Source organism: Granulosicoccus antarcticus IMCC3135 (assembly GCF_002215215.1).
In the GTDB taxonomy this organism is placed as follows: Bacteria; Pseudomonadota; Gammaproteobacteria; order Granulosicoccales; family Granulosicoccaceae; genus Granulosicoccus; species Granulosicoccus antarcticus.
Window position 1 is genome coordinate 5940281 of the sequence record NZ_CP018632.1, and the last position, 25796, is coordinate 5966076.

Sequence of the window (25796 nt, forward strand, 5' to 3'; positions counted from 1 at the left end):
AATTTCAAGCTGCAAGGTTCAGATATTCATGTAGGCATAGTTTGCTCACTTAAATGAGACATTGACGAGGAACACTCCAGGTCACACTCTCTTTCTCGCTCCTGGCGCTAAAGCTGTGTGTGTGTGTGTGTGTGTGTGTGTGTGTGTGGCTTGTCTCAAAAAAGTAGAAATCCTCCTTGAGTCCCTCAGGCGTTAAGACTGTCGATAATCTTAATCACTACTACTTCGCTTCCTGGCCATGGTAAATTGCACTGAACTCAATGTGCGACACAGGCTTACTAAAGAAGAATCCTTGGTACTCATCACATTTTATTTTATGCAGGTAGTCTCTTTGTTCACTGTCCTCTACTCCCTCTGCGCAAACTGTGAATCCCATTTCATGTCCCAAGTAGGTGATCGCGTAAACCAGTGCCTGATCTTCGCGCGATGTCGTAACATCCCTTATGAAAGCACGATCGATCTTGACCTCGTCAGCTCGAAACATTTTCAGATAGCTTAAAGAGGAGTAGCCGGTGCCGAAATCATCGATGGATATCTGGACTCCAAGTGATCGTAGTTGAGCAAGAATGACAAGTGCGGTTTGGACGTCATCAACAAGAATACTTTCCGTCATTTCAAGAACCAGACGAGATGGTTCGAATTTATGTTCATCGAGTACCGAACGGACTAATGCCACCAGATCTGCCTGGAAAAACTGACGTGCAGAGATATTGACTGACATCTTCAGATCGATACCCTGTTTTCGCCAAGTCATCATCGTATTGCACGCTTCGCGCAACACCCATTCTCCAATCGGTAGAATAAGGCCAGTATCTTCAGCAACAGGAATAAATTCAACGGGAGAAATCAACCCACGGACAGGATCATGCCAGCGAATCAAAGCCTCAGCGCCCACAATTTTCCCACTCTCGAGATTTATCTTAGGTTGTAGTAGCAATTTGAATTCGTCTTCAGCGATAGCTCGTCGTAAGTCGGCCTCCATGCGCATTCGACTTAGCGTTCGCTCATTTATCTCCGTGGAATAGAATTGAAGTTGTCCGCCACCCTGAGCGATTGATTGACTACTTGCTCCCAATGCCACCTTTAGTAACGAGCCGGAGTCATCAGCGTCATCTGGATAGGCAGCCACTCCGATACTCGGCACAAGATAAACTTGAGTGCCGTCTGCATCCAATGGTAGTCGCATTGTTTCGAAAATACGTTTTGCAATCACGCCGGTCTCTGCAACGGCTCCGATTGAAGGCAGCAATAGATTGAAATCCGCACTTCCAAAACGGAAAACTTCGATCTTGTCATTGCATTTTTCCAGCTTACGACGCATTACATCAGCTGCACTAATATTTTCGGTTATTCTCAAAGCTAGCTGTTTTAGTACTTCGTCGCCAACTTTCGGACCAAAGGCATCGGTTACGCGTTTGAAATCATTGAACGCGATATGCAGTAAGGCCAGTTTTCCCTTGTCGCGTGCCGCACGGGATATTGACCAGCCCAATCTATCCTGAAATAAATGATGATTAGGCAGACTAGTCAATGGGTCGTAAAAAGCCAGCTGATCCTGATAAGCCTTGGCTGCTAGCGTATTACGCACACGTAAGGCTAATTCGCTGGGATCAACCGGCTTGGAAAGAAAGTCGGTGGCGCCCAGATCCAGTGCCTTGAGCTTGGTTGCGGCATCAGAAGAGGATGTCAGAATAATCACCGGCAAGTGTGAGAATTCATCCTCTTGGCGCAAGGCCTGGAGGATGTCAAATCCCGACACTTCAGGCATCAGCACATCAAGCAGTAGTATATCCGGCCTGCGTCTACGCAACACATCCATGGCGGTTACCGAATTGTCCACCAGAATGAACTCATGATATCCCGCACTTTCGAGAAACGACTGCAGCACCCGCATGGTTATTGATTCATCATCCACCATCATGATGGTGGCATGCTGCAGATTCACGAAGTCTGCACGTAACCTATAGGCTTGTCCAGGTACTGCCGAACCCGCGACAAGCGTATCCATGTCGGCATCGAACTGCATTGCATGTTCAGAGTTCATTGAAATTGCCACTTCCTGAATCAGCTTTCACTTGCACGAGCAATGTCAATTTGTGAATAGTTATCGGCATTCGATGCTGAAAGCTGAGCACGTGCATTCATGTCTCCGATTTTTTCCAGCAACGCAGGAATTGCATCAACTCTTCTGGCCGCTATCGCAGATTCGAGCTCATCTGCAGGCTCGGTAAACACATCAAACCCCAAGGTCCCACCAGTACCTTTCAACCATCGAGACAGAGTTTCCAGTTTGTCGTAATCCTGTTCTACCCAAGCCTGTTGCATCGCCTGCTCTCTGGTGTTCAGCATGTCCAGAAAATCATCAATCAAGGCTTGCATATTTGCGACCCCTGCAAGTCGTGACACAATGGGTGCCGGCTCAACCACGCCTCTGATAACAGCCTCTGTATTAACCATGCAATCCGCAGTAGGTTCAGCTTCTAAAGATCTTATGCTCCGATTAGAAGCAGATGACTCTATTAGAACAGGTAATTGGCCGACGCCTTGAACACGCGCCGCAGTTTTCCACAATTCATGCATCGAAGCCATGACCAGCGTGGTATCGCCATCAATAGCTGCTGTTTCAAGCTGCCCTGCTGAGTGAGTGAAGCAATCGAATCCTACTGTGCCACCAGTGCCCTTGAGCCAATGTGCAAGATTGGCTAAATCGCGATAGTTCTGCCTATCAAACGCATCACTCATCTCTTGCAACTTATCGCCCAACATATTCGTAAAACTAGTTACCAGCTCAGCAAACTCAGCACTTACTCCGCTCAAAGTAGATACGATTGGTGAGTTTTCTTCCGACATCTCGGTCGATCTGTCGGACCGTGCGATATAGCTGGATCTACTCTTTTTCTCTTTTTCTGCAACAGGCTCCGCCTTGAGAATCGCTGCCAGCTTGGCCGTGAAAATATCAATATCGATTGGCTTGGTGAAATAGTCTGAAAAACCAGCATCCTTACATTCTTTTTCGAAGCCTTTCATGGCGTTTGCTGTAAGCGCAATAACAGGTTTTTGAAACCCTCTGGAGCGCAGTGCCGTGGTGGCTGCAAAACCATCCAGTACCGGCATCTGTACATCCATCAGAATCAGATCGTATTCGGATTCAGCAGCCAGATCGAGAGCAACCTGCCCGTTTTCAGCCTCATCGACAATCATTCCATAGTCTTGCAGTACCAGTTTGACTAGTTGGCGGTTCGCCGGACTATCGTCGACGACCAAAATACGAGCATCTGGAAACATCCAGCCACTGCTACTGTCTACAATCTGGACTGCAGCAGCGTCGAGAACCTGATCACCTTCAACCCAAACAGCTCCTGCAACAGACTCGGCACTCAGATGCACATGGAAGGTACTGCCTTGACCAATCTCGCTTTTGACCGAGATGTCACCACCCATGGCACGCGCAAAATTTCGACTGATAGATAGACCAAGACCCGTACCGCCAAATTGGCGAGTGATTGAGCTGTCAGCTTGTGCAAAAGCATCAAATATTATATCGAGTGCATCAGCAGACATACCGACCCCTGTGTCGACAATATCTATCTCAAACCGAATGCAGTCAGCGGCGCTCTCTGCACGGACACGGACCAGCACCTCGACAACTCCTTCGTCTGTAAACTTGATAGCGTTTCCAACAAGATTGGTTACGATCTGACGAATACGCCCGGGATCGCTGAGTATTCTCACAGGTACACTACCCTGCACCTGTAGTTGGAGTGCCACCCCTTTTTCGTTCGCCTTTACATGCAGCACCCGTACGACTTCCTGAATCACACTGTAAGGGTCGCAATCAATCTGTTCCAGCTCATATTTTCCCGCCTCTACTTTCGACAAATCCAGGATGTCATTGATCAGGTTGAGTAAATGCTTACCGCTTGAATAGACAGTCTCCAGGTGCCGCCTGCTTTCTGCCTCATCCTTGGAAATTCCACGACGCAGCAATTCTGTAAAACCAAGAATCGCATTCATCGGTGTCCGTATCTCGTGACTCATGTTTGCCAGGAACACGCTTTTTGCCTGATTCGCCTCTTCGGCCTGTTGCTTCGATTTAAGTAATTCGATCTCCTGCTCTTCCAGTTTTGTCACATCGTCGAAGCTGATCAGAACGCCCACATGAGTACCACCACCACTGCCGAGCACCGGAGAGCAATTGATCATGAAGGTCAGGTGTGTGCTATCGACAAGTGTAAGACGAATCCGTTGATTGATTTCTGCCAACCCTGACTGTAACGCACGCCGCCAGGGACGTTCCTGCGCCTCCAATAGGCCTCCCTGTGCATCGCACCAGGGAAGACTGCCGATATCGACGCCGAGCAGCTCATCCGGGGTCTTACCCAGCAGTTTTTCAAACGCGCTGTTTGCCAATGCGATCTGTTCTTTCCCATCCAGTACCACCAGACCTTCTGCCATGGTATCGAGAGCCGACCGCACACGCCCCGGTATCGCCTGTGAGGGGTCCAGATGTTTCAGCATTTTTCCCAAATAGAAATAGAACCCTATGAAACTGGAAACACAGACGAACAGGATCAGCTTGATCAGGGGATCGTTCAATATACCCAACCAACCCTCGTGACCCAGTGGCTTGAATCTCAATTCGACATGACCCCATTGAGAAGAACCCGCCCAAATCGGCACCTTGATCTGACTATCAGTTGAATAATCACTATCATCGAGACGCCAGCTATCTCTATGCGAATCAACATCAGCAATCAGTCGACCTTCAATGGTGCGTAATCCCGCAGACAATAAATCGGCATTTCGATCCACGACCAGCTGCAAATCGGCTTCCAGGCGACGAAGATCATATTGCGTGATCAATGCGGAGCTATTTGCAGCAAGCGCCTCAGCGATTGCCGTACGTCCCTCTCTGATACTGGCATTCTGGTCAGGCACCAGTCCAAAAAAACTGGCACCCAGAAGTATACTGATCAGCAGTCCAATTTGACCAAAAGCTATTCGTGAACGAGCGTTGAGCTTCATTGGTCGGACTCCTTGGATCCCGAGGTACTTTGCGAATTTTCGCTGTCATTAGCGAGATCTTTTTCGACATCTGAACCAGCCTCGGAACGATCAGTAATGATGTCTTCGAGCGAATCATCCTGTTCACCACCCTCTTCACTCTCATCGGCATAATTCAATACCGGCAATGGGTCAATGAACTGCCAGGCTGGTAGCGAGGACAATACAGAGCTGAGAAGCACTCCCCCTCTCACCATCCAGGCAACATACCCAACTGAGAGGCCCGTCGTTACCGCAACACTTGAGGCAACTGTGACCTGGCGGAAGAGCTTGGAACTATCGCTATCTTTGCGTATGTCATCAAGGCTCTCGGTGAATTCATAAGATGACAGCAAATTTCCAATTTCCAGACTCAACTGATCAAGCTCGAAAGACGCTGTCAGCAACCCAGGTACAGCCACACTTTGCAACATCTTGATCATGAAATTAATCTGTTCCGAACTAACCGCCTCACTACTACCTTTGGAGTTTTCCGAAACAGGCAAGTAGGCTATGTCATCGCTAGCTGTAAGAGAATCATCCGTTAATTCGTCACCAGACGACGCTTCGATATCACTCATTGAATCGTCCACTACTTCTTCTGGGGGAATACCGGCGCTTTGTATGGTAGTGAAAAGTGAAGAGAATTCGTCATCAGTCGAAGCAGCTATAGATTGAGGAGATAGACCAACAACAGAAGAACTATCAATCGGAAAATCGGTGATGGACTCAGAAAGATCCGTTCGTGGCGGGACTCCTGCTGCAAGTTGAGGCGGTATATAGGTGAATGAGACATCGGCAAAAACAGGACCCTGATTCGATGTTCCGTCACTCACCGTTACGTTGTATGAAGGAGCAACTTCATCACCATCATCAAAAAACACAACGTTGCCAGCGATCAACTGAGTATGAGTAAAGTCACTGATGCTGGTGCCCGGCTCTGTGTTCAATTCGAACTGTCCGCCGCTGACTGCCGACACCATAAAGACCAAGTCCTCGTCATCATTATCGATATCACTGTATGACAACATATCGCCTGTCAATATAACGGTGTCGCCAGAACTCAAAACCATCCAGTTTTCAGTGAGAACTGGACTGTCATTAACTGCCGATACAAAAAGCCTGAAGTCATATGCAACACTGGCCATGCTGTCGTCTATGGCAACTACTCGAATACTGAGTGTACCGCTATCCGAATTCAGCGGCGTACCTGAGAACGTTTGCGAGACTGGATCGAACCTCAACCAAAGTGGTAATTGGCTGGTACCAACTTGGGATACCGAGTATGTCAATCTGTCATCATTGTCAATATCGTGAAACGTTGCCTCTGGAAGCTGAAAATTGAATGCGATGCCTTCAGTTGCGATCTGATCAGCAATAGGATTGAGCAGTCGGGGAACATCATTTTCAGGTGTAACCGTCCAAGCGAACGTATCGGTAGATACGGCTCCGACAGAATCATCGACACTGAAATCGATATTATCACTGGTGGTCTCAGAACCATCGTGATCGTAGGTGATGCGACTATTATCGATGTCATCCTGCGTAAAAGTGTCGTTTTCTACCAGTGCAATACCATTGAGATTGATAAACCCACTCTGCGGTACCGCTGTCACGGTATAGACAGTCTCCACAGCGGTATTGTCCACATCGGTTGTATTGAGCATCGCAGCCGTCACGGTGTTGCCCATACTGCCCTCAGCGACTGTCGCGCCAGCATTGATTGCCACCTCCTGTTCCATATTGGAGACAGGAGCATCTACTTGTAGACTGAAACTGAATTCCGATGTATTACCATTGGAGTCAGTAATCGTTGCAGTTATGTAGTCACCAATGTCCACATTTGCAGACAGAATATGATTGATCGAGGCGTTTCCCGATCTATCAGTAACAAAGTCTACAAAACCGAGAAACGTACTTTCTTCCTGAGCGCTCCCTGAGTTTTTAAAGTACTCGACTCTCAGTGGCTCAAGGCTCAATGTTGCGTCACCATAGGAGCCTGCGATCGTGACGGATGAGCCGCTATTGGTTACAACAGAATCCATATTGACGCTCTGACGGCTTGAGTTGCCGCTAAGCAGATCGATTCCAATACCGCTGTTTGAATGAATCGAATTTCCCAGTATCGCGTTGCCTGTCGATACGACTCCGACAACCTGAACTCCTGGTCCGGTGTTATGAGCGATCAAATTACCTGCACCAGTGAGCGTGCCGCCAATAGTATTGCTCGCCCCACCGATGATATTGATTCCCCCGTGATTGCCATCAGGAGTCGTTCCATCTGTATGCAGACCCAGATAGTTGCCAGTGATCAGGCTGTTGTCGGAATACACGACTATTGCACCCAGCGAGCCCACATCATTGAAGCCTGTGATTGACAGGCCCATGATCGTACTACCGTCACTTCCCTCGTTTAGCACTAACCCGTCAACAACGCCAATGGCTACACTCCCATCAAGCTGAACGACAGGCGTGGCCACAAAACCCGTCTGGGTCGTCGCATCAAGCAAAACGGAGTCCGTAATTGTCGGCAATGCGGCAATTGACATAATCCTGAATTCGCCATTACCGCTGAGATTGTAGTTACTGTCGCTGGTTGGAATGGTAAATTGACTGCTATTCATGCCATGCAACGTATTGTCAATTGAGTTGCTGTTGAACAAGAACTGTCGCAGCGAGCCCTGAATCGAAGATCCGGATGCGACTCCATCGTCACCGGTGTTGCTAATCACATTGAAGCTGAACCCGGCATCGACGCTCGATACGTTGCTACCCGAAACGATCACACGGGTGACATGTTGGGCGCTTGTCAAAGCAGTTGCATTGTCCGAATTTTCGCTCTGCATCCCTCCGTAGAACGCACCTGCCGACGCGCTATATGAATAATTTCCGGTATAAGAAACGCTGCCGGCTCCGCCAAAGGTCTGTTCGGCCCAAGCCTCACCCGATAAATACCCAGCGTTGAAACCAGCATTCGGATCAATCGTAGCTGAATCAACCACAACCCAATAGGTTGCATTACTCAGTCCGGTAAAAACATAATTGCCACTACCGTCGGTGACGCCGGAGGTAACAAAAGAATCGGCAGCATCAATCTGGCCAGCCACGGTTCCATCATCAAGATACAGGCCGACGTCAACCCCATCCGACCCCGTACCATCATCAAGAACGTCACCATCACCATCGATGTCTTCGTATACTGTGCCCGAAATACTCAAACCGACAACTGTCACTTGATGCGCTGGAATTTCGTTTTGCAGATGAGTTCCATCTTTGTCGATTGCCGATGCCAGGATGTTATATGTGAATCCGACTTCGGTGTATGTGTGACTGACTGACGACGGATTTCCTGCGAATGCTTGAATCTCGCCATCGCCCCAGTTGATCGTCCAACTCGTGATGACGTCGTTCCCAGGATCAACTGCGGAAAGACTCAGGGTATAGCTGTTTCCTACGATGACAGAGCCTGTGCCCGTTGTCGTCAGGGTCGGAGCTACGTTTTCGATGATAAGCGTTGTCGTTGATTCGTGAGTGGCGCCTAGATCATCGATAACTTGCAAGCCGATGGTATGGTTTCTACCACCAACATCTCCGTCGTCCAGCCCCATACTGACAAGCGTATTCCAGGTGATCGTGGGGGAATCTGTGACAGAGATGAAATCGTCATAATTCAGATCGTTGTTCAAGTCCCACTTGTACTGAATAATTGAACCATCAGAATCGTTCGACGAACTTGCGTCTAAAGTCAGATCATCGCCTTCACTGATCGTGTAGGACCCACCAGCACTGGAGTGTGGCACGTCGTTAACCGGCGTTACCTCCAGAGTAATCGTACCGTTCAGTGCAGCGCTGGCATCTTCATTACCATCATCAATACTGACACTGATCATCGTATCGATATCATTGTTGGCAACCGGATTGAACTCCAGATTAGCCAACGCCGCATTCACCTCAGCAACCGTACCAGTCTTCGTCCAGATGCCAGTACCCACGATATAACTCGCCCCGTCAGTCGCACTCAAAGAACCCGCTGCGGTATTGGCCACCGTCAACGTCGCTGTGATCTGTTCTGCTGTATCAACATCGCTGACAACAATGTCGGTGATCAAAACGCTGGCCTCGCCTTCTGTGTAGGCGCTGGTGCTGCTCAGATTCGTCGCTGCAGGTGCATCATTGACCGGCGTCACCTCCAGCGTAATCGTTCCAGTGAGAGCACCGCTGGCATCTTCATTACCGTCATCAATACTGACGCTGATCGTCGTATCGACATCATTATTGGCAGCCGGATTGAACTCCAGATTAGCCAGCGCCGTATTCACCTCAGCAACCGTACCAGTCTTCGTCCAGATGCCAGTACCCACGGTATAACTCGCCCCGTCAGTCGCACTCAAAGAACCCGCCGCGGTATTGGCCAGCGTCAACGTCGCTGTGATCTGTTCTGCTGTGTCTACATCGCTGACCACAATATCGGTAATCAAGACGCTAGCATCGCCTTCTGTGTAGGCGCTGGTACTGGTCAGATTCGTCGCTGCAGGCGCATCATTAACCGGCGTCACGTCCAACGTAATCGTACCGTTCAGTGCAGCGCTGGTATCTTCATCACCATCTTCAATGCTGACACTAATGGTCGTGTCTACATCATTATCCGTCATCGGAGAAAACACCAGGCCGGCCAGCGCCGCATTCACCTCAGCAACCGTACCAGTCTTCGTCCAGATGCCAGTACCCACGGTATAACTCGCCCCGTCAGTCGCACTCAAAGAACCCGCCGCGGTATCGGCCAGCGTCATCGTCGCCGTAATCACCTCGCCCTTATCAACGTCACTCACCACAATATCGGTAATCAAGACGCTGGAATCGCCTTCTGTGTAAAGGCTGGTGCTGGTCAGATTCGTCGCTGCAGGCGCATCATTAACTGGCGTCACCTCCAGCGTAATCGTTCCAGTGAGAGCACCGCTGGTATCTTCATCACCATCATCAATGCTGACACTAATGGTCGTATCGACATCATTATTGGCAGCCGGATTGAACTCCAGATTAGCCAGCGCCGCATTCACATCAGCAACCGTGCCGGACATCGACCACACACCGGTGCCCACGGTATAGCTCGCCCCGCCAGTCGCACTCAAGGAACCCGCGGCGGTATTGGCCAGCGTCAACGTTGCCGTAATCTCCTCGCCCGTATCAACGTCACTCACCACGATGTCGGTAATCAAGACGCTGGCATCGCCTTCTGTGTAGGCGCTGGTACTGGTCAGATTTGTCGCTGCAGGTGCATCATTAACCGGCGTTACGTCCAACGTAATCGTACCGTTCAGTGCACCGCTGGCATCTTCATTACCGTCATCAATACTGACGCTGATCGTCGTATCGACATCATTATTGGCAACCGGATTGAACTCCAGATTAGCCAGCGCCGTATTCACCTCAGCAACCGCACCAGTCTTCGTCCAGATGCCAGTACCCACCGCATAACTCGCCCCGTCAGTCTCACTCAAAGAACCCGCTGCGGTATTGGCCAGCGTCAACGTCGCCGTAATCTCCTCGCCCGTATCAACGTCACTCACCACAATATCGATAATCAAGACGCTAGCATCGCCTTCTGTGTAGGCGCTGGTGCTGTTCAGATTTGTCGCTGCAGGCGCATCATTAACCGGCGTCACCTCCAGAGTAATCGTTCCAGTAAGAGCACCGCTGGTATCTTCATCACCATCATCAATGCTGACGCTGATCGTGGTGTCGACATCGTTATTGCTGGTGGGAATAAACACCAGATTAGCCAGCGCCGCATTCACATCAGCAACCGTACCAGTCTTCGTCCAGATGCCAGTACCCACCGCATAACTCGCCCCATCGGTCTCACTCAAAGAGCCCGCTGCGGTATTGGCCAACGTCAACGTCGCCGTAATCTCCTCGCCCGTATCAACGTCACTCACCACAATATCGGTAATCAAGACGCTGGCATCGCCTTCTGTGTAGGCGCTGGTGCTGGTCAGATTTGTCGCTGCAGGCGCATCATTAACCGGCGTCACGTCCAACGTAATCGTACCGTTCAGTGCACCGCTGGCATCTTCATTACCGTCATCAATACTGACGCTGATCGTCGTATCGACATCATTATTGGCAGCCGGATTGAACTCCAGATTAGCCAACGCCGCATTCACCTCAGCAACCGTACCAGTCTTCGTCCAGATGCCAGTACCCACGGTATAACTCGCCCCGTCAGTCTCACTCAAAGAACCCGCTGCGGTATCGGCCAGCGTCAACGTCGCTGTGATCTCCTCGCCCGTATCAACGTCACTCACCACAATATCGGTAATCAAGACGCTAGCATCGCCTTCTGTGTAAAGGCTGGTGCTGGTCAGATTCGTCGCTGCAGGTGCATCATTAACCGGCGTCACCTCCAACGTAATCGTACCGTTCAGTGCAGCGCTGGCATCTTCATCACCATCATCAATGCTGACACTGATGGTCGTGTCAATATCGTTATTGCTGGTGGGAATAAACACCAGATTAGCCAGCGCCGCATTCACATCAGCAACCGTACCAGTCTTCGTCCAGATGCCAGTACCCACGGTATAACTCGCCCCGTCAGTCTCACTCAAAGAGCCGGCGGCGATATTGGCCAGCGTCAACGTCGCCGTAATCTCCTCGCCCGTATCAACGTCACTCACCACAATATCGGTAATCAAGACGCTGGCATCGCCTTCTGTGTAGGCGCTGGTGCTGCTCAGATTCGTCGCTGCAGGTGCATCATTGACCGGCGTCACCTCCAGCGTAATCGTTCCAGTGAGAGCACCGCTGGCATCTTCATTACCGTCATCAATACTGACGCTGATCGTCGTATCGACATCATTATTGGCAACCGGATTGAACTCCAGATTAGCCAGCGCCGCATTCACCTCAGCAACCGTACCAGTCTTCGTCCAGATGCCAGTACCCACCGCATAACTCGCCCCATCGGTCTCACTCAAAGAGCCCGCCGCGGTATCGGCCAGCGTCAACGTCGCCGTAATCACCTCGCCCGTATCAACGTCACTCACCACAATATCGGTAATCAAGACGCTGGCATCGCCTTCTGTGTAGGCGCTGGTGCTGCTCAGATTCGTCGCTGCAGGTGCATCATTGACCGGCGTTACCTCCAGCGTAATCGTTCCAGTGAGAGCACCGCTGGTATCTTCATCACCATCATCAATGCTGACACTAATGGTCGTGTCTACATCATTATCCGTCATCGGAGAAAACACCAGGCCGGCCAGCGCCGTATTCACCTCAGCAACCGTACCAGTCTTCGTCCAGATGCCAGTACCCACCGCATAACTCGCCCCGTCAGTCTCACTCAAAGAACCCGCTGCGGTATTGGCCAGCGTCAACGTCGCCGTAATCTCCTCGCCCGTATCAACGTCACTCACCACAATATCGATAATCAAGACGCTAGCATCGCCTTCTGTGTAGGCGCTGGTGCTGTTCAGATTTGTCGCTGCAGGCGCATCATTAACCGGCGTCACCTCCAGAGTAATCGTTCCAGTAAGAGCACCGCTGGTATCTTCATCACCATCATCAATGCTGACGCTGATCGTGGTGTCGACATCGTTATTGCTGGTGGGAATAAACACCAGATTAGCCAGCGCCGCATTCACATCAGCAACCGTACCAGTCTTCGTCCAGATGCCAGTACCCACCGCATAACTCGCCCCATCGGTCTCACTCAAAGAGCCCGCTGCGGTATTGGCCAACGTCAACGTCGCCGTAATCTCCTCGCCCGTATCAACGTCACTCACCACAATATCGGTAATCAAGACGCTGGCATCGCCTTCTGTGTAGGCGCTGGTGCTGGTCAGATTTGTCGCTGCAGGCGCATCATTAACCGGCGTCACGTCCAACGTAATCGTACCGTTCAGTGCACCGCTGGCATCTTCATTACCGTCATCAATACTGACGCTGATCGTCGTATCGACATCATTATTGGCAGCCGGATTGAACTCCAGATTAGCCAACGCCGCATTCACCTCAGCAACCGTACCAGTCTTCGTCCAGATGCCAGTACCCACGGTATAACTCGCCCCGTCAGTCTCACTCAAAGAACCCGCTGCGGTATCGGCCAGCGTCAACGTCGCTGTGATCTCCTCGCCCGTATCAACGTCACTCACCACAATATCGGTAATCAAGACGCTAGCATCGCCTTCTGTGTAAAGGCTGGTGCTGGTCAGATTCGTCGCTGCAGGTGCATCATTAACCGGCGTCACGTCCAACGTAATCGTACCGTTCAGTGCAGCGCTGGCATCTTCATTACCGTCATCAATACTGACGCTGATCGTCGTATCGACATCATTATTGGCAGCCGGATTGAACTCCAGATTAGCCAGCGCCGTATTCACCTCAGCAACCGTACCAGTCCTCGTCCAGATGCCAGTACCCACGGTATAACTCGCCCCGTCAGTCTCACTCAAAGAACCCGCTGCGGTATTGGCCAGCGTCAACGTCGCTGTGATCTGTTCTGCTGTGTCTACATCGCTGACCACAATATCGGTAGTAATCAAGACGCTAGCATCGCCTTCTGTGTAGGCGCTGGTGCTGGTCAGATTTGTCGCTGCAGGCGCATCATTAACCGGCGTCACGTCCAACGTAATCGTACCGTTCAGTGCAGCGCTGGCATCTTCATTACCGTCATCAATACTGACGCTGATCGTCGTATCGACATCATTATTGGCAGCCGGATTGAACTCCAGATTAGCCAGCGCCGCATTCACATCAGCAACCGTACCAGTCTTCGTCCAGATGCCAGTACCCACGGTATAACTCGCCCCGTCAGTCTCACTCAAAGAACCCGCTGCGGTATTGGCCACCGTCAACGTCGCCGTAATCTCCTCGCCCGTATCAACGTCACTCACCACAATATCGGTAATCAAGACGCTGGCATTGCCTTCTGTGTAGGCGCTGGTACTGGTCAGATTTGTCGCTGCAGGCGCATCATTAACCGGCGTCACGTCCAACGTAATCGTACCGTTCAGTGCAGCGCTGGCATCTTCATTACCGTCATCAATACTGACGTTGATCGTCGTATCGACATCATTATTGGCAGCCGGATTGAACTCCAGATTAGCCAGCGCCGTATTCACCTCAGCAACCGTACCAGTCTTCGTCCAGATGCCAGTACCCACGGTATAACTCGCCCCATCAGTCGCACTCAAAGAACCCGCCGCGATATTGGCCAGCGTCAACGTCGCTGTGATCTCCTCGCCCGTATCAACGTCACTCACCACAATATCGGTAATCAAGACGCTGGAATCGCCTTCTGTGTAAAGGCTGGTGCTGGTCAGGTTCGTCGCTGCAGGCGCATCATTAACCGGCGTCACCTCCAGAGTAATCGTACCGTTCAGTGCAGCGCTGGCATCTTCATTACCGTCATCAATACTGACGCTGATCGTCGTATCGACATCATTATTGGCAGCCGGATTGAACACCAGATTAGCCAGCGCCGCATTCACCTCAGCAACCGTACCAGTCTTCGTCCAGATGCCAGTACCCACGGTATAAATCGCCCCGTCAGTCTCACTCAAAGAACCCGCTGCGGTATTGGCCAGCGTCAACGTCGCTGTGATCTCCTCGCCCGTATCAACGTCACTCACCACAATATCGATAATCAAGACGCTAGCATCGCCTTCTGTGTAGGCGCTGGTGCTGTTCAGATTTGTCGCTGCAGGCGCATCATTAACCGGCGTCACCTCCAAAGTAATCGTTCCAGTAAGAGCACCGCTGGTATCTTCATCACCATCATCAATGCTGACGCTGATCGTGGTGTCGACATCGTTATTGCTGGTGGGAATAAACACCAGATTAGCCAACGCCGTATTCACCTCAGCAACAGAGCCAGACACCGCCCATACACCGGTGGCCGAGTTATAACTCGCCCCATCAGTCGCACTCAGATAGCCGGTTTCAATATTGGCCAGCGTCAACGTCGCGGCAATGAACTCGCCTATATCGTCATCAAGTACGACAATGTCAGCAATCTCAACACTCGTAGCACCTTCAGCATAGGCGTTGGCACTGTTCAGATTGTTGGCCGTCGGGGCTGTATTGGATGCACTAGCATCCCCGACCAGTGCCAATCCATTAATTTCCCCCGGCAAACCTGAATCATCAATCGTCAGACCGATATCGGAACCATCGAACAGAATTTGTGCATTGACATCAGTAACGGCCCCCGTATCCTGCTGCGTTGAATTCACCGTCAGTGCGACTATGTCAGTTTGATTGGCGGATACGGTGGTACCACCCACTGTACCCACAATAATCGGGTCATTGTTATTCGTCGTGAACGATACCAATAAAGCCCCCGCATTTAATACAGTTCCATTTAACGAAACGGTATTCTCTACTAGTTCGATACCCTGAATCTGTTCACTTCCATCGCCCAGAAAATCTACACCGAGCAATAGATCGAGCTGACGATCAGTGTCGTTATATGTCTGAATGTTGGAGTGAATATCAGGATCGGAGGCGGCCAAAATATAGGTACCGGCTGAGAGTGTTGTACCTGAACCTATCGAGGTATTTTGCTCGACTATCGTTATCGCATGAATATTTGCTGGCGTGCTGCCATTAGACTTGAATATCGCATCCTGTAGCAGGATCTCATACTCTCCGGTATCCGGAGAGTAAACCAGCAAGTCGGTATTGTTGACCGCAATCGTTCCAGCACCGATTGTAGGGAGAGTAATAATGGAGCTGTCATCAGCACGCATCGACAGCACAATCTGTCCTACCTGCAAATTGTAGGATCCAGACACACCGCCTACGCGAGTATCAACGGTGACTTCAGTACCTACGTAGTGAACGGCACGAACATTTTCCGGAAACGAATCGGCAATACTGAAGGTACCATCAGTTATTCCGGTAGTACCATCCCCTAATTCAAAATCCGGATTATCAAACAAGGCGATATCGTTTGCGCCGAAGGTCGTCGTATTATTATCTTCCGCTAAACCATTGCTGCTCAGCAATAGATCAGCATAACTTGCTGGGATCACATCGAGCGTAATCGTACCGGTCAATGCGCCACTTGCATCTTCATCGCCATCGTCGACGCTGACCGCAATGCTCGTATCAAGATCATTATTCGTCGCCGGATTGAACACCAGATTAGTGAGGGCAGTATTCACGTCAGCAACCGTACCGGTCATCGTCCAGATGCCGGTGCCCGCGGTATAACTCGCGCCATCAGTCGCACTCAGACTACCGGCTGCGATATTGGCAAGCGTAAGCGTTGCGGTTAGCATCTCGGCTGAATCGACATCGGTCACAACAATGTCGATGATCGCTACACTGGCAGCACCTTCAGTATAGGAGGTGGTTGAAGACAGATTCGTCGCGGTGGGAGGGGTATTTAGCTCGATTGTTGCCGTTGCCAGATTTGAATCAAGACTGCCGTCATTAGCAAGATACGTAAACGTGTCGATACCGGAAAAGCCGTTATCAGGGGTATAGGTAAAAGACCCATCAAACAGCAGATCCGCAACATATATTTCACTGTCGCCATCGCGCGTTGTCTCGAAAACTAATTGTGTGCCATCGGCTGACCAGCTGGGTCCCGCATCATTGAATATACTGTCAGTGAGCTGAATTACATTGCTACCATCCGTATCGATCACAATAATTTCGTTGTCACCGTCGCGGTCAGAGTTGAAGGCAATTCGGGAACCATCAGGGGAAAATCGTGGTGCACGATCATTGCCAGTATCGCTGGTCACTCGGTTCAGATTCGAGCCATCGGCAGCCATGGTGTAGATATTAAAATTACCGTCACGATTCGTTGTAAAAACAATCTGTGAACCGTCGGGTGACCAGTTGGGGTTATTGTCGATTCCAGCATCAGTAGTCAGACGAACCTGATTCGTTCCGTCGGCGTCCATCACATAGATTTCGTTGTCACCGTCCTGGTCAGAGCGAAACACGATTTTTGTTCCATCAGGTGACCAGTTGGGCTCGCGATCGTCGGCGACACCGTTTGTCGTCAATTGAGCCAAGCCGGTTCCGTCGGCGTTGATCGAATAAATTTCGTAGTCACCGTCCTGATTGGAAAAGAACGTAAGCTTGCTGCCATCCGGTGACCAGGATGGCGATCCTGCAACTGCGCCATCAAAAGTTACCTGAAAAACACCGGAACCATCCGCGTTCATCGTGAATATCTCTGTTCCACCATTTCGATCTGATTTAAAAGCGATCTTGCTGCCATCCGGCGAGAACATTGCCTGCTGATCACTGCCGACGTCATTCGTCAGGTTCGACTCGTTGATTGTTCCAATCGGTGCGATGCCCAGAACACCACTGCCTGGACCGGTGACAACATAAGCAGAGAGCGGATCGGTGTCCGAATCCGTATCGTTGGCAAGCAGTCCGGAAGCTGCGATAATGCTCAGTGTCGTGTTCGCTGGAGCCCTGTAGTTGTCGCCCATCGCAGCAGGCGCAGCGTTTGCTGTGGCCCCGAACTCAAAGGCGCCTATATCTGCCAGACCATCACGCAACATTCCTCGTTGGTCGATTGAGGGGGTGCCGGACAAATTAGCCGAATCAATTGCCGCACTTCCTGTCAACAAAGCATGAGTTCTTGTAGGTCCACCATTGTCATTCAAATTAGAATCAAGCAATGGATCGACTATCTGATCACCACTCCCGCTTAACCCTGCAGTACCATCACTGTCGATATTAAACCCACCGGATGTCAATGAACCGCTCGCGTTGACGCCATCCGGATTATGAAGAATCGAGTTCGAAAGGGTTACAATAGTGCTCCCCCCCAAGACATGAATTCCTTCACCGCCACTCACGCCAGAGTTGTGAGCAATGGTCACATTGGTGGCAGTCATGGCTGTTCTCGTCCACAACCCGTCACCACTGTTCGTCGAACTATCGTTGCCACTGATCGTCACATTCGTCAGCGATGCGCCTGCCGCGCCGAAGTTGTAAATGCCGCCACCGTTATTCGACGACGTATTATTGCTGATCGTGCTTTGTTCAATCGTCGCCGACCCACCATCAAGATTGATTCCAGCGCCCCATTTGGCTGTGTTGCCATCAACGGAAACATTGTCAATCGTCAGCGTGCCAACACTGAAGATGCCACCGCCTCCAGCAGTCGTGGTGTTACCTTGCACGTCTAGATTCGACAAATTCGCCGTCGCTCCGGCGTTGAGCACCACGCCACCGCCGGAGCCGCCCCCGGAGTTTCCATCCCTGATGGTGAGATCCTGGATGGTCACATCGCCGCTTTGTATATCAAAGATCCGATCTAATCCTCCACCATTGATGATCGTATCTCCTTGGCCAGCGCCCGTGATTATCAAGTCATGGAGAATATCGAAGTCGCCAGATGCTGAAAAATCCTCGCCGGATCCACCGATCTGGATGTAGAACGTTTCAGCGCCCATCGACTTCAGATCTATCGTATCGATATCCACGTCCTGATTGGCCGCAATAATGGCTTCACGTAGCGAAATTCCGTTGCTACCTGGAGTGTTTATCAAATTGGCGACACTAGAGGTATCCCCACCATCACTAAGGTCATCGTCAACTGTGTCGACGATAATGGTTGCCAGTACACCGGACCAGGCTTGCGGTCCAGACGATGCAAATGCCGCCGTCTCGACAGCCCCCATCTGATACTCCAGCTCCCAGTTACCACCCTGTTCGGCATTACCGGTCTGATCAACTGAGGCTGCAACATCAGCACCGGTCAAGGTACTGATGACATCGACCAGAGCCTGGCCTTCAGCATCATTGGCCAGATCGCAACCGTAGATCAGAATGTCTCCAGATTCAGCCAGCGCTGCCCCCCAATCATTCAACTGATCGTCATAGCTGTCCACGTTGCTGGACGAAAGCGTGCTGCTTCCAAGCTGAACCTGCCCAGCGGCTCCATGTGAAATGATGTGCACCGCATCCAGATCACGATGAGCATTCAAGGCAGTCGTAATCTGCCCTACTCCATCTGTGGCTGAATCGATCAGATAAACCTGGGTAGTAGCAGGGTCAGCGTCGCGTAACAAATCAGACAGCAACTGCTCTCCGTTGGCTACACCTGTGTCGAGAAAAATGATTTCGCGATACAGGGCCTGACTATTATCAAGAGACGAAAGCAGGTCTGTTGCATCCAGACTTTCACTCTCTGGACCAGCCCCGTTCTCACTCAGTGCCTGAAGAGCCGGTGCCACAAGATCACCAGGGGTGGTGTACGCATCTCCACTTCCCGAGTCAGTATCGACAGGGTCAATAGGTTGCGGCCCCCACCAATCAGCCGCAACCGTCTGATCCCAATCGGCCTGATGTTGCCCATCGCGGTCAAGTACGCTGAAATCAACACCCAGTGCATCAGCCGACAGCAATACGCGTGGCTCCATCACCTCCACGAAAATATCGTTATCAGCAGTGATTTTTATGCACTTGCGCCACGAAAACATTAACTATCCATGTTATTTGACTAGCTCCAGATTCTCGAACTCCAAATGCACACGGCACTTGACCCCAGCAGGGATAGCTTCATCAGGGTTGGACAATTCAAGACGGGCACCAAAAGTGCCACTGCCCGCATCACCCATCGGGTCAACAAGAATGACGGTTGCCTTCAGCGCGTTCGCCTGAGACAGTTCGGGGATAATGCTGCCTGACATACCCGCCTTGATCTTGCCAAAAAGACGCATGGGCAGAATCGCCTCAACATGCAGCGGATCCAGCTTTACGATACGTAGCAGTGGTTGATCATCGACGTATTCCCCCGGATCACTCAGACGCGCCGCAACCAGGCCGTCTATCGAGCTACGGATACGGCGACGATCAAGTGCCGTTTTGGCCCGAGACAGTTCGAGTTCATACAGCTCCATGTCATCCCTGGCCTGCAAAACGCGCCATGCCGCCAGATCCGCATCTGCGGTAGCGCTGTCTCGATCATGAACCGAAGCAGCCTTTACAGCGACCAGTGAGGAAAGCCTTTCCTCAGTTCGCTTATCATTCTCAAAAGCGGCCTTGCGCAGACCGACTTCGGTGTAGGTTTCAGCACGCAAGTTGGCAATCGACAGATTGGATTCTTCGAGTCGTGAATCCAGCGATGCCACGATTTGCCCGGCACTCACTCTGTCGCCCCGATCTACCAACACCTCGCGCAACTGACCGGACTCAGGGCTACCCAGATCAACGATCTGTGAAGGCGTCATAACGCAGTCGAAACTGGCAGTTGTCTCTTCAACTGTCCATGCCGTTGTATAGATGACCAGTAGGGCAGCCGTCAGACCACACTGCCCTCCCCTGCGTACTTTGCTCATAGTGCTCACAGTGCTAGTTGGAACTTCACCTAATCTAACGGCGAGACAATCACTTTCTACAGAGAACGAAGTGTTATACGGGATCGAGTTTTTTACTAATCATGCGTTTTACCTCATCAATCCATCGAGGCAGTAGTGGCTGGGAGCTGTGCTGGAACCGCACCGAGGCACGACTGCCCACATAGCGCCCTCGAGCACTGAACGGGATAGTGATATCGAATGCAAATACGCGCTCGAGCACAGTAGTTCCACGCTCATCCCGAGCATCAACCTGAATGGCGCCGCCTGATCTGCTGCCAAGAGCCGCATTGGGTAGCTGATCAGACGCTAACGGGACTTCTCGCAACAATGTTCCGGGCGATATCCGCCCGCTGCGTTCAGCCAGGCGCACCTCGATGTTGCCTGAACCTTCACGAATACGACTGGCATCTTTCTGCGTGGCCACAACCCGTATTACGACATCGGCTTGATTCGCCAGATAAGCCAGCATGTCACCTTGATGGATAAATCGCCCTTCCCGGTCGTGACCAAAAGGTACCTGCAACGTACCCATCCCCGGGCTGCGTACTACTAGTCCAGCCTCACGCTGGCGCAGTTGTAACAGATCCGCTTTTGCCTCTGTCAATCGTTCCGCGTGGATATCGCGAGCCACACGTTGGTCGAAACCTGCCAGATCATGTCGTGTTTGAAGTTCAAACACTCGAGCTTGCAATACATCAATATCAGCTTTCAGGGGCGCGTTAGTCAGCACGAACAGAACATCTCCACGCTCTACTGACGTTTCATCAGCCACTGTCTGGGTTTGCAAAAAACCATCAACTTCGGCACGAACCACGGCATGATCAGGTAGCAGTACCACTCCGTCAACGACGGTACTGGACGGGAAGGAAGCCAACGTCAGCAGCCCGGCAAATACACTAAACCCGCCTGCCAGCAATCCCACGGCTCGAACTCGTCGACCTGTCAGCGCAGGACTGAACATCAGGTAATGAAACTGCCGAACCAGCGGTACCAGCAATTGTATGCTCAAGAGCCAGATGGCCATCAGTGCGCCCAACACCGGCACAGATACCATCAAAAATAGTGCTATACCGATACTGACACCCGTTCGATAGACTAAGGCAGCTACGCCATAGAATGCAAACCAGCGGCGCTCCCTCGTCGTCAGTGAAGCAGGTTTCTGCGTGTCCGCCCCCAGCACATAACGTCTGAATAGATACACATGGTATTGAGAGGCACGACTGGATAGATTGGGGATCTCGATAGCATCCGCCAGGACATAGTAACCATCGAACCGCAGTAACGGATTCCCATTGAAGAGCAAGGTCGACACCCCGCCAATCAACATGATCGCGAATGCTGAGTCCCGTAACAGCCCATCATCAACATGCAGCCAGACAAAGAGAGCCACCGATGCTAAGAACACCTCTACCATGATTCCGGCAGCCCCCACCAGCATGCGTCGGTATTTGTCGGCGAACACCGATGCAGCAGAGGCATCGACATAGGGAACGGGTAGAAAAACCAGCAGCGTTATTCCCATCTCATTAACAGCAGCGCCACCGGATTTGGCGGCAAAGCAATGGCCGAGCTCATGCAATCCCTTGACGATGGGGTACACACAGACCAGTAGCACCCACTGGCCTGGGTCATCAAGACGCTGGGCGCCATACGTCGTTAAAGCATCCCATTGCATCAACGCCTGTGAGCCTGCGTAAAGACTGATTCCCAGCCATACAAACAAAAACAGCGGTTGGAACAACCAGGCAATCCAGGGAAAACTGCGTGTCAGAAATTGATCCGGGTTCAACAAACAGAACCTTGGCGATATCAGACGCATCCATCGTGCAAGTTGCCTGCGTCGACGTTCTTCCTGATGCTGTTCGACAAGTGTTGCGACCTCACGCGGTTTATCTGATTCCACCATTCCGGCGGCCTGAAGCTGGGTTATTGTACTGATGATTTCGTGTTGCCGAATCGGTGTCAGCTCTTGGCTTGTTGTAGACAATGCGCATACCTGCTCCAGTGTGCGCTGTCCGTCCATCTTCTCAAGCAGCTGGAAAACCCCCTGACTCAAACGCAATTGCTGCAGGTTGAAAGCATTGCGCAGCAAGTACGAATTACTTCCACCGTAGTTCAGTGTATCTACTGATACGCAATCGCAAAGAACAAAACGTAGCCCTGCCATACACTGCCACAATGGGTTTGGCAGATCGGTAGAAACAGCGCCATTTTTCACGGCCACAGGCGCCATAGTTGTAAACGCAACCAATCCGTCAAATCGTGCGTCCAGATCCACCAGCGACGATGCTCACCCACGACAATCTTTGCAACGCCCTGCATGCCAGGGCGCAAGCCTAGCAAAGTCTCTTGCAACGCAGCTTCGACCCGGAATGCAGGTTCAATTGTTTCTACTGGCGCCATCGTACTGATGCCACTGACAGTGAACCGAACGGTATCTCTTGGGAGCGCGGACAGCGTCAGTAAGCCCTGCTGCCCCACTTTGACTTCGGCGATATCCTTGTCGCTCACTTTCATTACTATTTGATATTCATCCAGAGGGGCAATCTGGAACAACAAATCGCCGCGCTGGACAGGTACTCCGAGCGAGCGACTCCAGTCCCCTGATATCACCAACCCACCCAGTGGGGCGCGTAATTCCGTACGTGACAATTGGTCCTGCACCAGAGACAATTTTGCTTGAGCCTGCTCAAGTTGTGCCTCGAATATTTTTGCCTTTCCATGATCGAGTGTGGCAACAGCCTGCCGATGCTGCTCGGCTAGCTCGCCTTGCTCGGCACGCAGCCTGCGACGCTCTCCAAGCAGCTCACGATCATCGAGCCGAGCCAGCAGGTCTCCTTCAGCAACCTGTTGTCCTGCCCGCGCTCTGGCATCAAGAATATAGCCCTCAAACGGGGCTATCACGGCCCTTTGCACCGTTCCTTCGAGAGTTGCCGACGCAGGTACCCGATACTCTCCGTCACTTTGTGCAAACAGCACAAGAAGCAACACAAAAACCATCAGACCTATTCGCTTTTGACGCCCATTCACATCCAGCAATTGCTGAATGCCTTCGTGACAAAGAGCCTTGAGTCGATGCAACCAGGGCCGCTTCTGTTCACGATGTAGCTCAAGCAATGGAGCAACGATCGTAGCACCCTCCTCGCATACCGCTCGTCGACTACTCTCATGACTGAATCCGTTGGCAAACTCAAAGCAGATAACCAATGGATTGCACAAACCTTGAAGGATCGGCACACAAAAAACACCGGATAAACTACCGGATTCCACTAACCGGCGCTGTTGAGGAAATTCACCTGTATCGTTATCAGAATTCGAGCAGCTTACGGTGCTTCCATGTTGCAAGGCCTCGGTCATGGCACTCTCGATAGATTTCACACGAGTACTGCGAAAATCCAGTTCACCCAGCTCTGAAATCGTATCCAGTTTCACGCCATTTTCAGTCGAGTACCCTAATGCTACTCGGGTACAGGCAGTACGGACCCGCAACAGTGCTAGTACGACTGTCACTGTATCGCGGTAGTCTTTTTGGGCCATGCCCGTCTGGATCAATCGTTTGTAGCCTTCCGACTCTGGCTCTTCATCGCGCTGCTCTAAAGCAAGATTGAGCCAGGACTCACCCCATTTGAGTAACTGCAGGACTGCAGCCTGTCTATCCGGCGGGGCTTTGACTTCCACAACCAGTGCACCGTCTGCATGCTCGCCCAGCTGCATTGGACAGGCGATACGCAATATCGTCGCACCATCCTCTTTTGAAATACTCGTACCGGTTACCGGCGCGCCAGAGCGTCGCGCCAATTGTGCGGCGAGGGACAGCTCAACTGTTGAGTCCAAATTGTCCGGGTAGCTAACCGTTAGACCACCAGGCAGCACCCCTGCCCCGTGAAGATCGATATAGGCATGCTGCAACCCAGATATCAGTTGGCTCTGTAGAGCAAACCAAGACCTGATGAAGGGTTCGGAAATGATCATGCCAAGGTCATCTTTAGACAGTTGTCTGCACGTGTACGACATCCTGAAGCAGGAAAACAATTCCTACTAAGCGGCTGAATGCAATCTATGTTGAGGGAGTTCGAGTGCGAGTAACACTGAAATAGCGGGTGAGTGTTTGTGCCAATTCAACATCAGGCATGCAAGTAATGCAGCAGCACCTGATCCACGCCCGGATCCAGGTGCAATGGACTCGATTTCTTCGAAACCGTCAGCGACGAAATACTGATCTCCACTGGCAGCAATGATCCTGATTGCAAGAACATTCAGATCAGGCAAAAGGTTACTATTTGGCATGTAAAAATTCTACCTGCACAATAAAAATTATAAATTGAGTGTTTTATGAAGCCATCTACTATCCGGATTTTTGGAATTCCAAACTGCGACACCATAAAAAAAGCTCGCGCATGGCTGAAAGAAAATGAGATCGAATACGAGTTCCACGACTACAAGAAAGCCGGCATCGACGAGGATACGCTGCGCAACTGGATCTTGGTAACAGGCTGGGAAGTACTATTGAATCGCCGAGGTACGACGTGGCGAAAAGTCCCGCAGGAAACCAAAGATAGTATTGACGAAGCCACCGCCATCGAGCTGATGCTGGAGAACCCCAGCATCATCAAACGCCCCGTTCTGACAATGGACAAGCGTATCGAAGTCGGTTTCTCAGCTGATCAATACGCTGCCCTGTTCAAATAGGCCTGCTGCTCTACATCTCGAACAGCAACACCTCGGCTTGCTCGCCACCTTCCAATACCAGCGTGCCGCCCCCGTCAATGGCCACACCATCGCCTTTGACCAGCAACACGTCATTAACCCGAAGCGTTCCGGCTGCCACTTGCAGCCAGGCCTTCTCATGCACGCCCAAGTCATGCTCAATGCGCTGCTCACCATTCAGCGTAGCAGCATGCACGAGAGCCTGAGCCCGTGTCGCCATGGAACCATCGCGCCCATCCGGTGACAGAAAGAGCTTCAACTTTCCGGCTTTGTCCTCCGCATTCACAACCATCGTCTCGTAACGAGGAGTGGCGCCGCGCTCTGAGGGCAGCAACCATACCTGCAGAAAACGAACCCGCTCATCAGCAGATGGGTTGAACTCACTGTGTACAACACCAGAGCCGGCGCTCATGTACTGCACACCGCCCGCACTCACGGTACTGCCATTACCCAGCGAGTCCTTATGCTCCAATGAGCCTTCCAGCACATAGGAGAATATCTCGGCATCCTGATGCTGATGCGGAGGAAAACCGCCGCCCCCTGCTACCTCATCGTCATTGATGACTCGCAATGGACCATATTGCATATGCTCTGGATCATGGTAGTTGGCAAAGCTGAAGGTATGAGCACTCTTCAACCAACCATGGTCAGCCATGCCACGATCAGCAGCGTGTCGAACTGTCATATTCATACGTGTCATCATGCAAT

The 25796-nt window shown here is 51.3% G+C and carries 8 protein-coding genes; 1 reads left to right on the forward strand and 7 read right to left on the reverse strand.

From position 1 onward, the window contains the following. Positions 1 to 220: 220 nt before the first annotated feature. The 6 genes from IMCC3135_RS25855 to IMCC3135_RS25880 all read right to left on the reverse strand — a co-directional run bounded on the left by IMCC3135_RS25855 (position 221) and on the right by IMCC3135_RS25880 (position 24353). A complete protein-coding gene (locus IMCC3135_RS25855; RefSeq protein ID WP_088920216.1) occupies positions 221 to 2044 on the reverse strand; it encodes a putative bifunctional diguanylate cyclase/phosphodiesterase in 1824 nt (607 codons plus the stop codon). A gap of 20 nt (positions 2045 to 2064) precedes the next feature. After that, the gene (locus tag IMCC3135_RS25860) at positions 2065 to 5025 is read right to left on the reverse strand and encodes a hybrid sensor histidine kinase/response regulator (protein ID WP_088920217.1); all 2961 of its coding nucleotides are present in this window, start codon (positions 5023 to 5025) and stop codon (positions 2065 to 2067) included. Next, positions 5022 to 19502 carry a DUF4347 domain-containing protein gene (locus IMCC3135_RS25865; RefSeq protein WP_088920218.1) on the reverse strand — a complete coding sequence of 4827 codons (14481 nt, stop codon included), beginning with the start codon at positions 19500 to 19502 and terminating at the stop codon, positions 5022 to 5024. The genes IMCC3135_RS25860 and IMCC3135_RS25865 overlap by 4 nt, the downstream gene beginning before the upstream one ends. Positions 19503 to 19514: 12 nt before the next feature. Then, a complete protein-coding gene (locus tag IMCC3135_RS25870) occupies positions 19515 to 20360 on the reverse strand; it encodes an efflux RND transporter periplasmic adaptor subunit (protein WP_088920219.1) in 846 nt (281 codons plus the stop codon). A 73-nt stretch (positions 20361 to 20433) separates the two neighbouring features. Then, a complete protein-coding gene (locus tag IMCC3135_RS25875) occupies positions 20434 to 22659 on the reverse strand; it encodes a hypothetical protein (RefSeq protein ID WP_169727528.1) in 2226 nt (741 codons plus the stop codon). Beyond that, positions 22596 to 24353, reverse strand: a complete 1758-nt coding sequence (locus IMCC3135_RS25880) for an efflux RND transporter periplasmic adaptor subunit (RefSeq protein WP_157736276.1) — start codon at positions 24351 to 24353, stop codon at positions 22596 to 22598. Before IMCC3135_RS25880 ends, IMCC3135_RS25875 begins: the two co-directional genes overlap by 64 nt. Positions 24354 to 24713: 360 nt before the next feature. On the opposite strand from IMCC3135_RS25880, the gene IMCC3135_RS25890 reads away from it, so the two are divergent. Continuing rightward, positions 24714 to 25070: an ArsC family reductase gene (locus tag IMCC3135_RS25890; protein WP_205737716.1), complete on the forward strand. Its 357-nt coding sequence runs from the start codon at positions 24714 to 24716 to the stop codon at positions 25068 to 25070. Positions 25071 to 25080: 10 nt separating this feature from the next. Here IMCC3135_RS25890 and IMCC3135_RS25895 read toward each other — a convergent pair whose 3' ends face one another. Next, the gene (locus tag IMCC3135_RS25895; protein ID WP_236994658.1) at positions 25081 to 25791 is read right to left on the reverse strand and encodes a pirin family protein; all 711 of its coding nucleotides are present in this window, start codon (positions 25789 to 25791) and stop codon (positions 25081 to 25083) included. Positions 25792 to 25796: the final 5 nt, after the last annotated feature.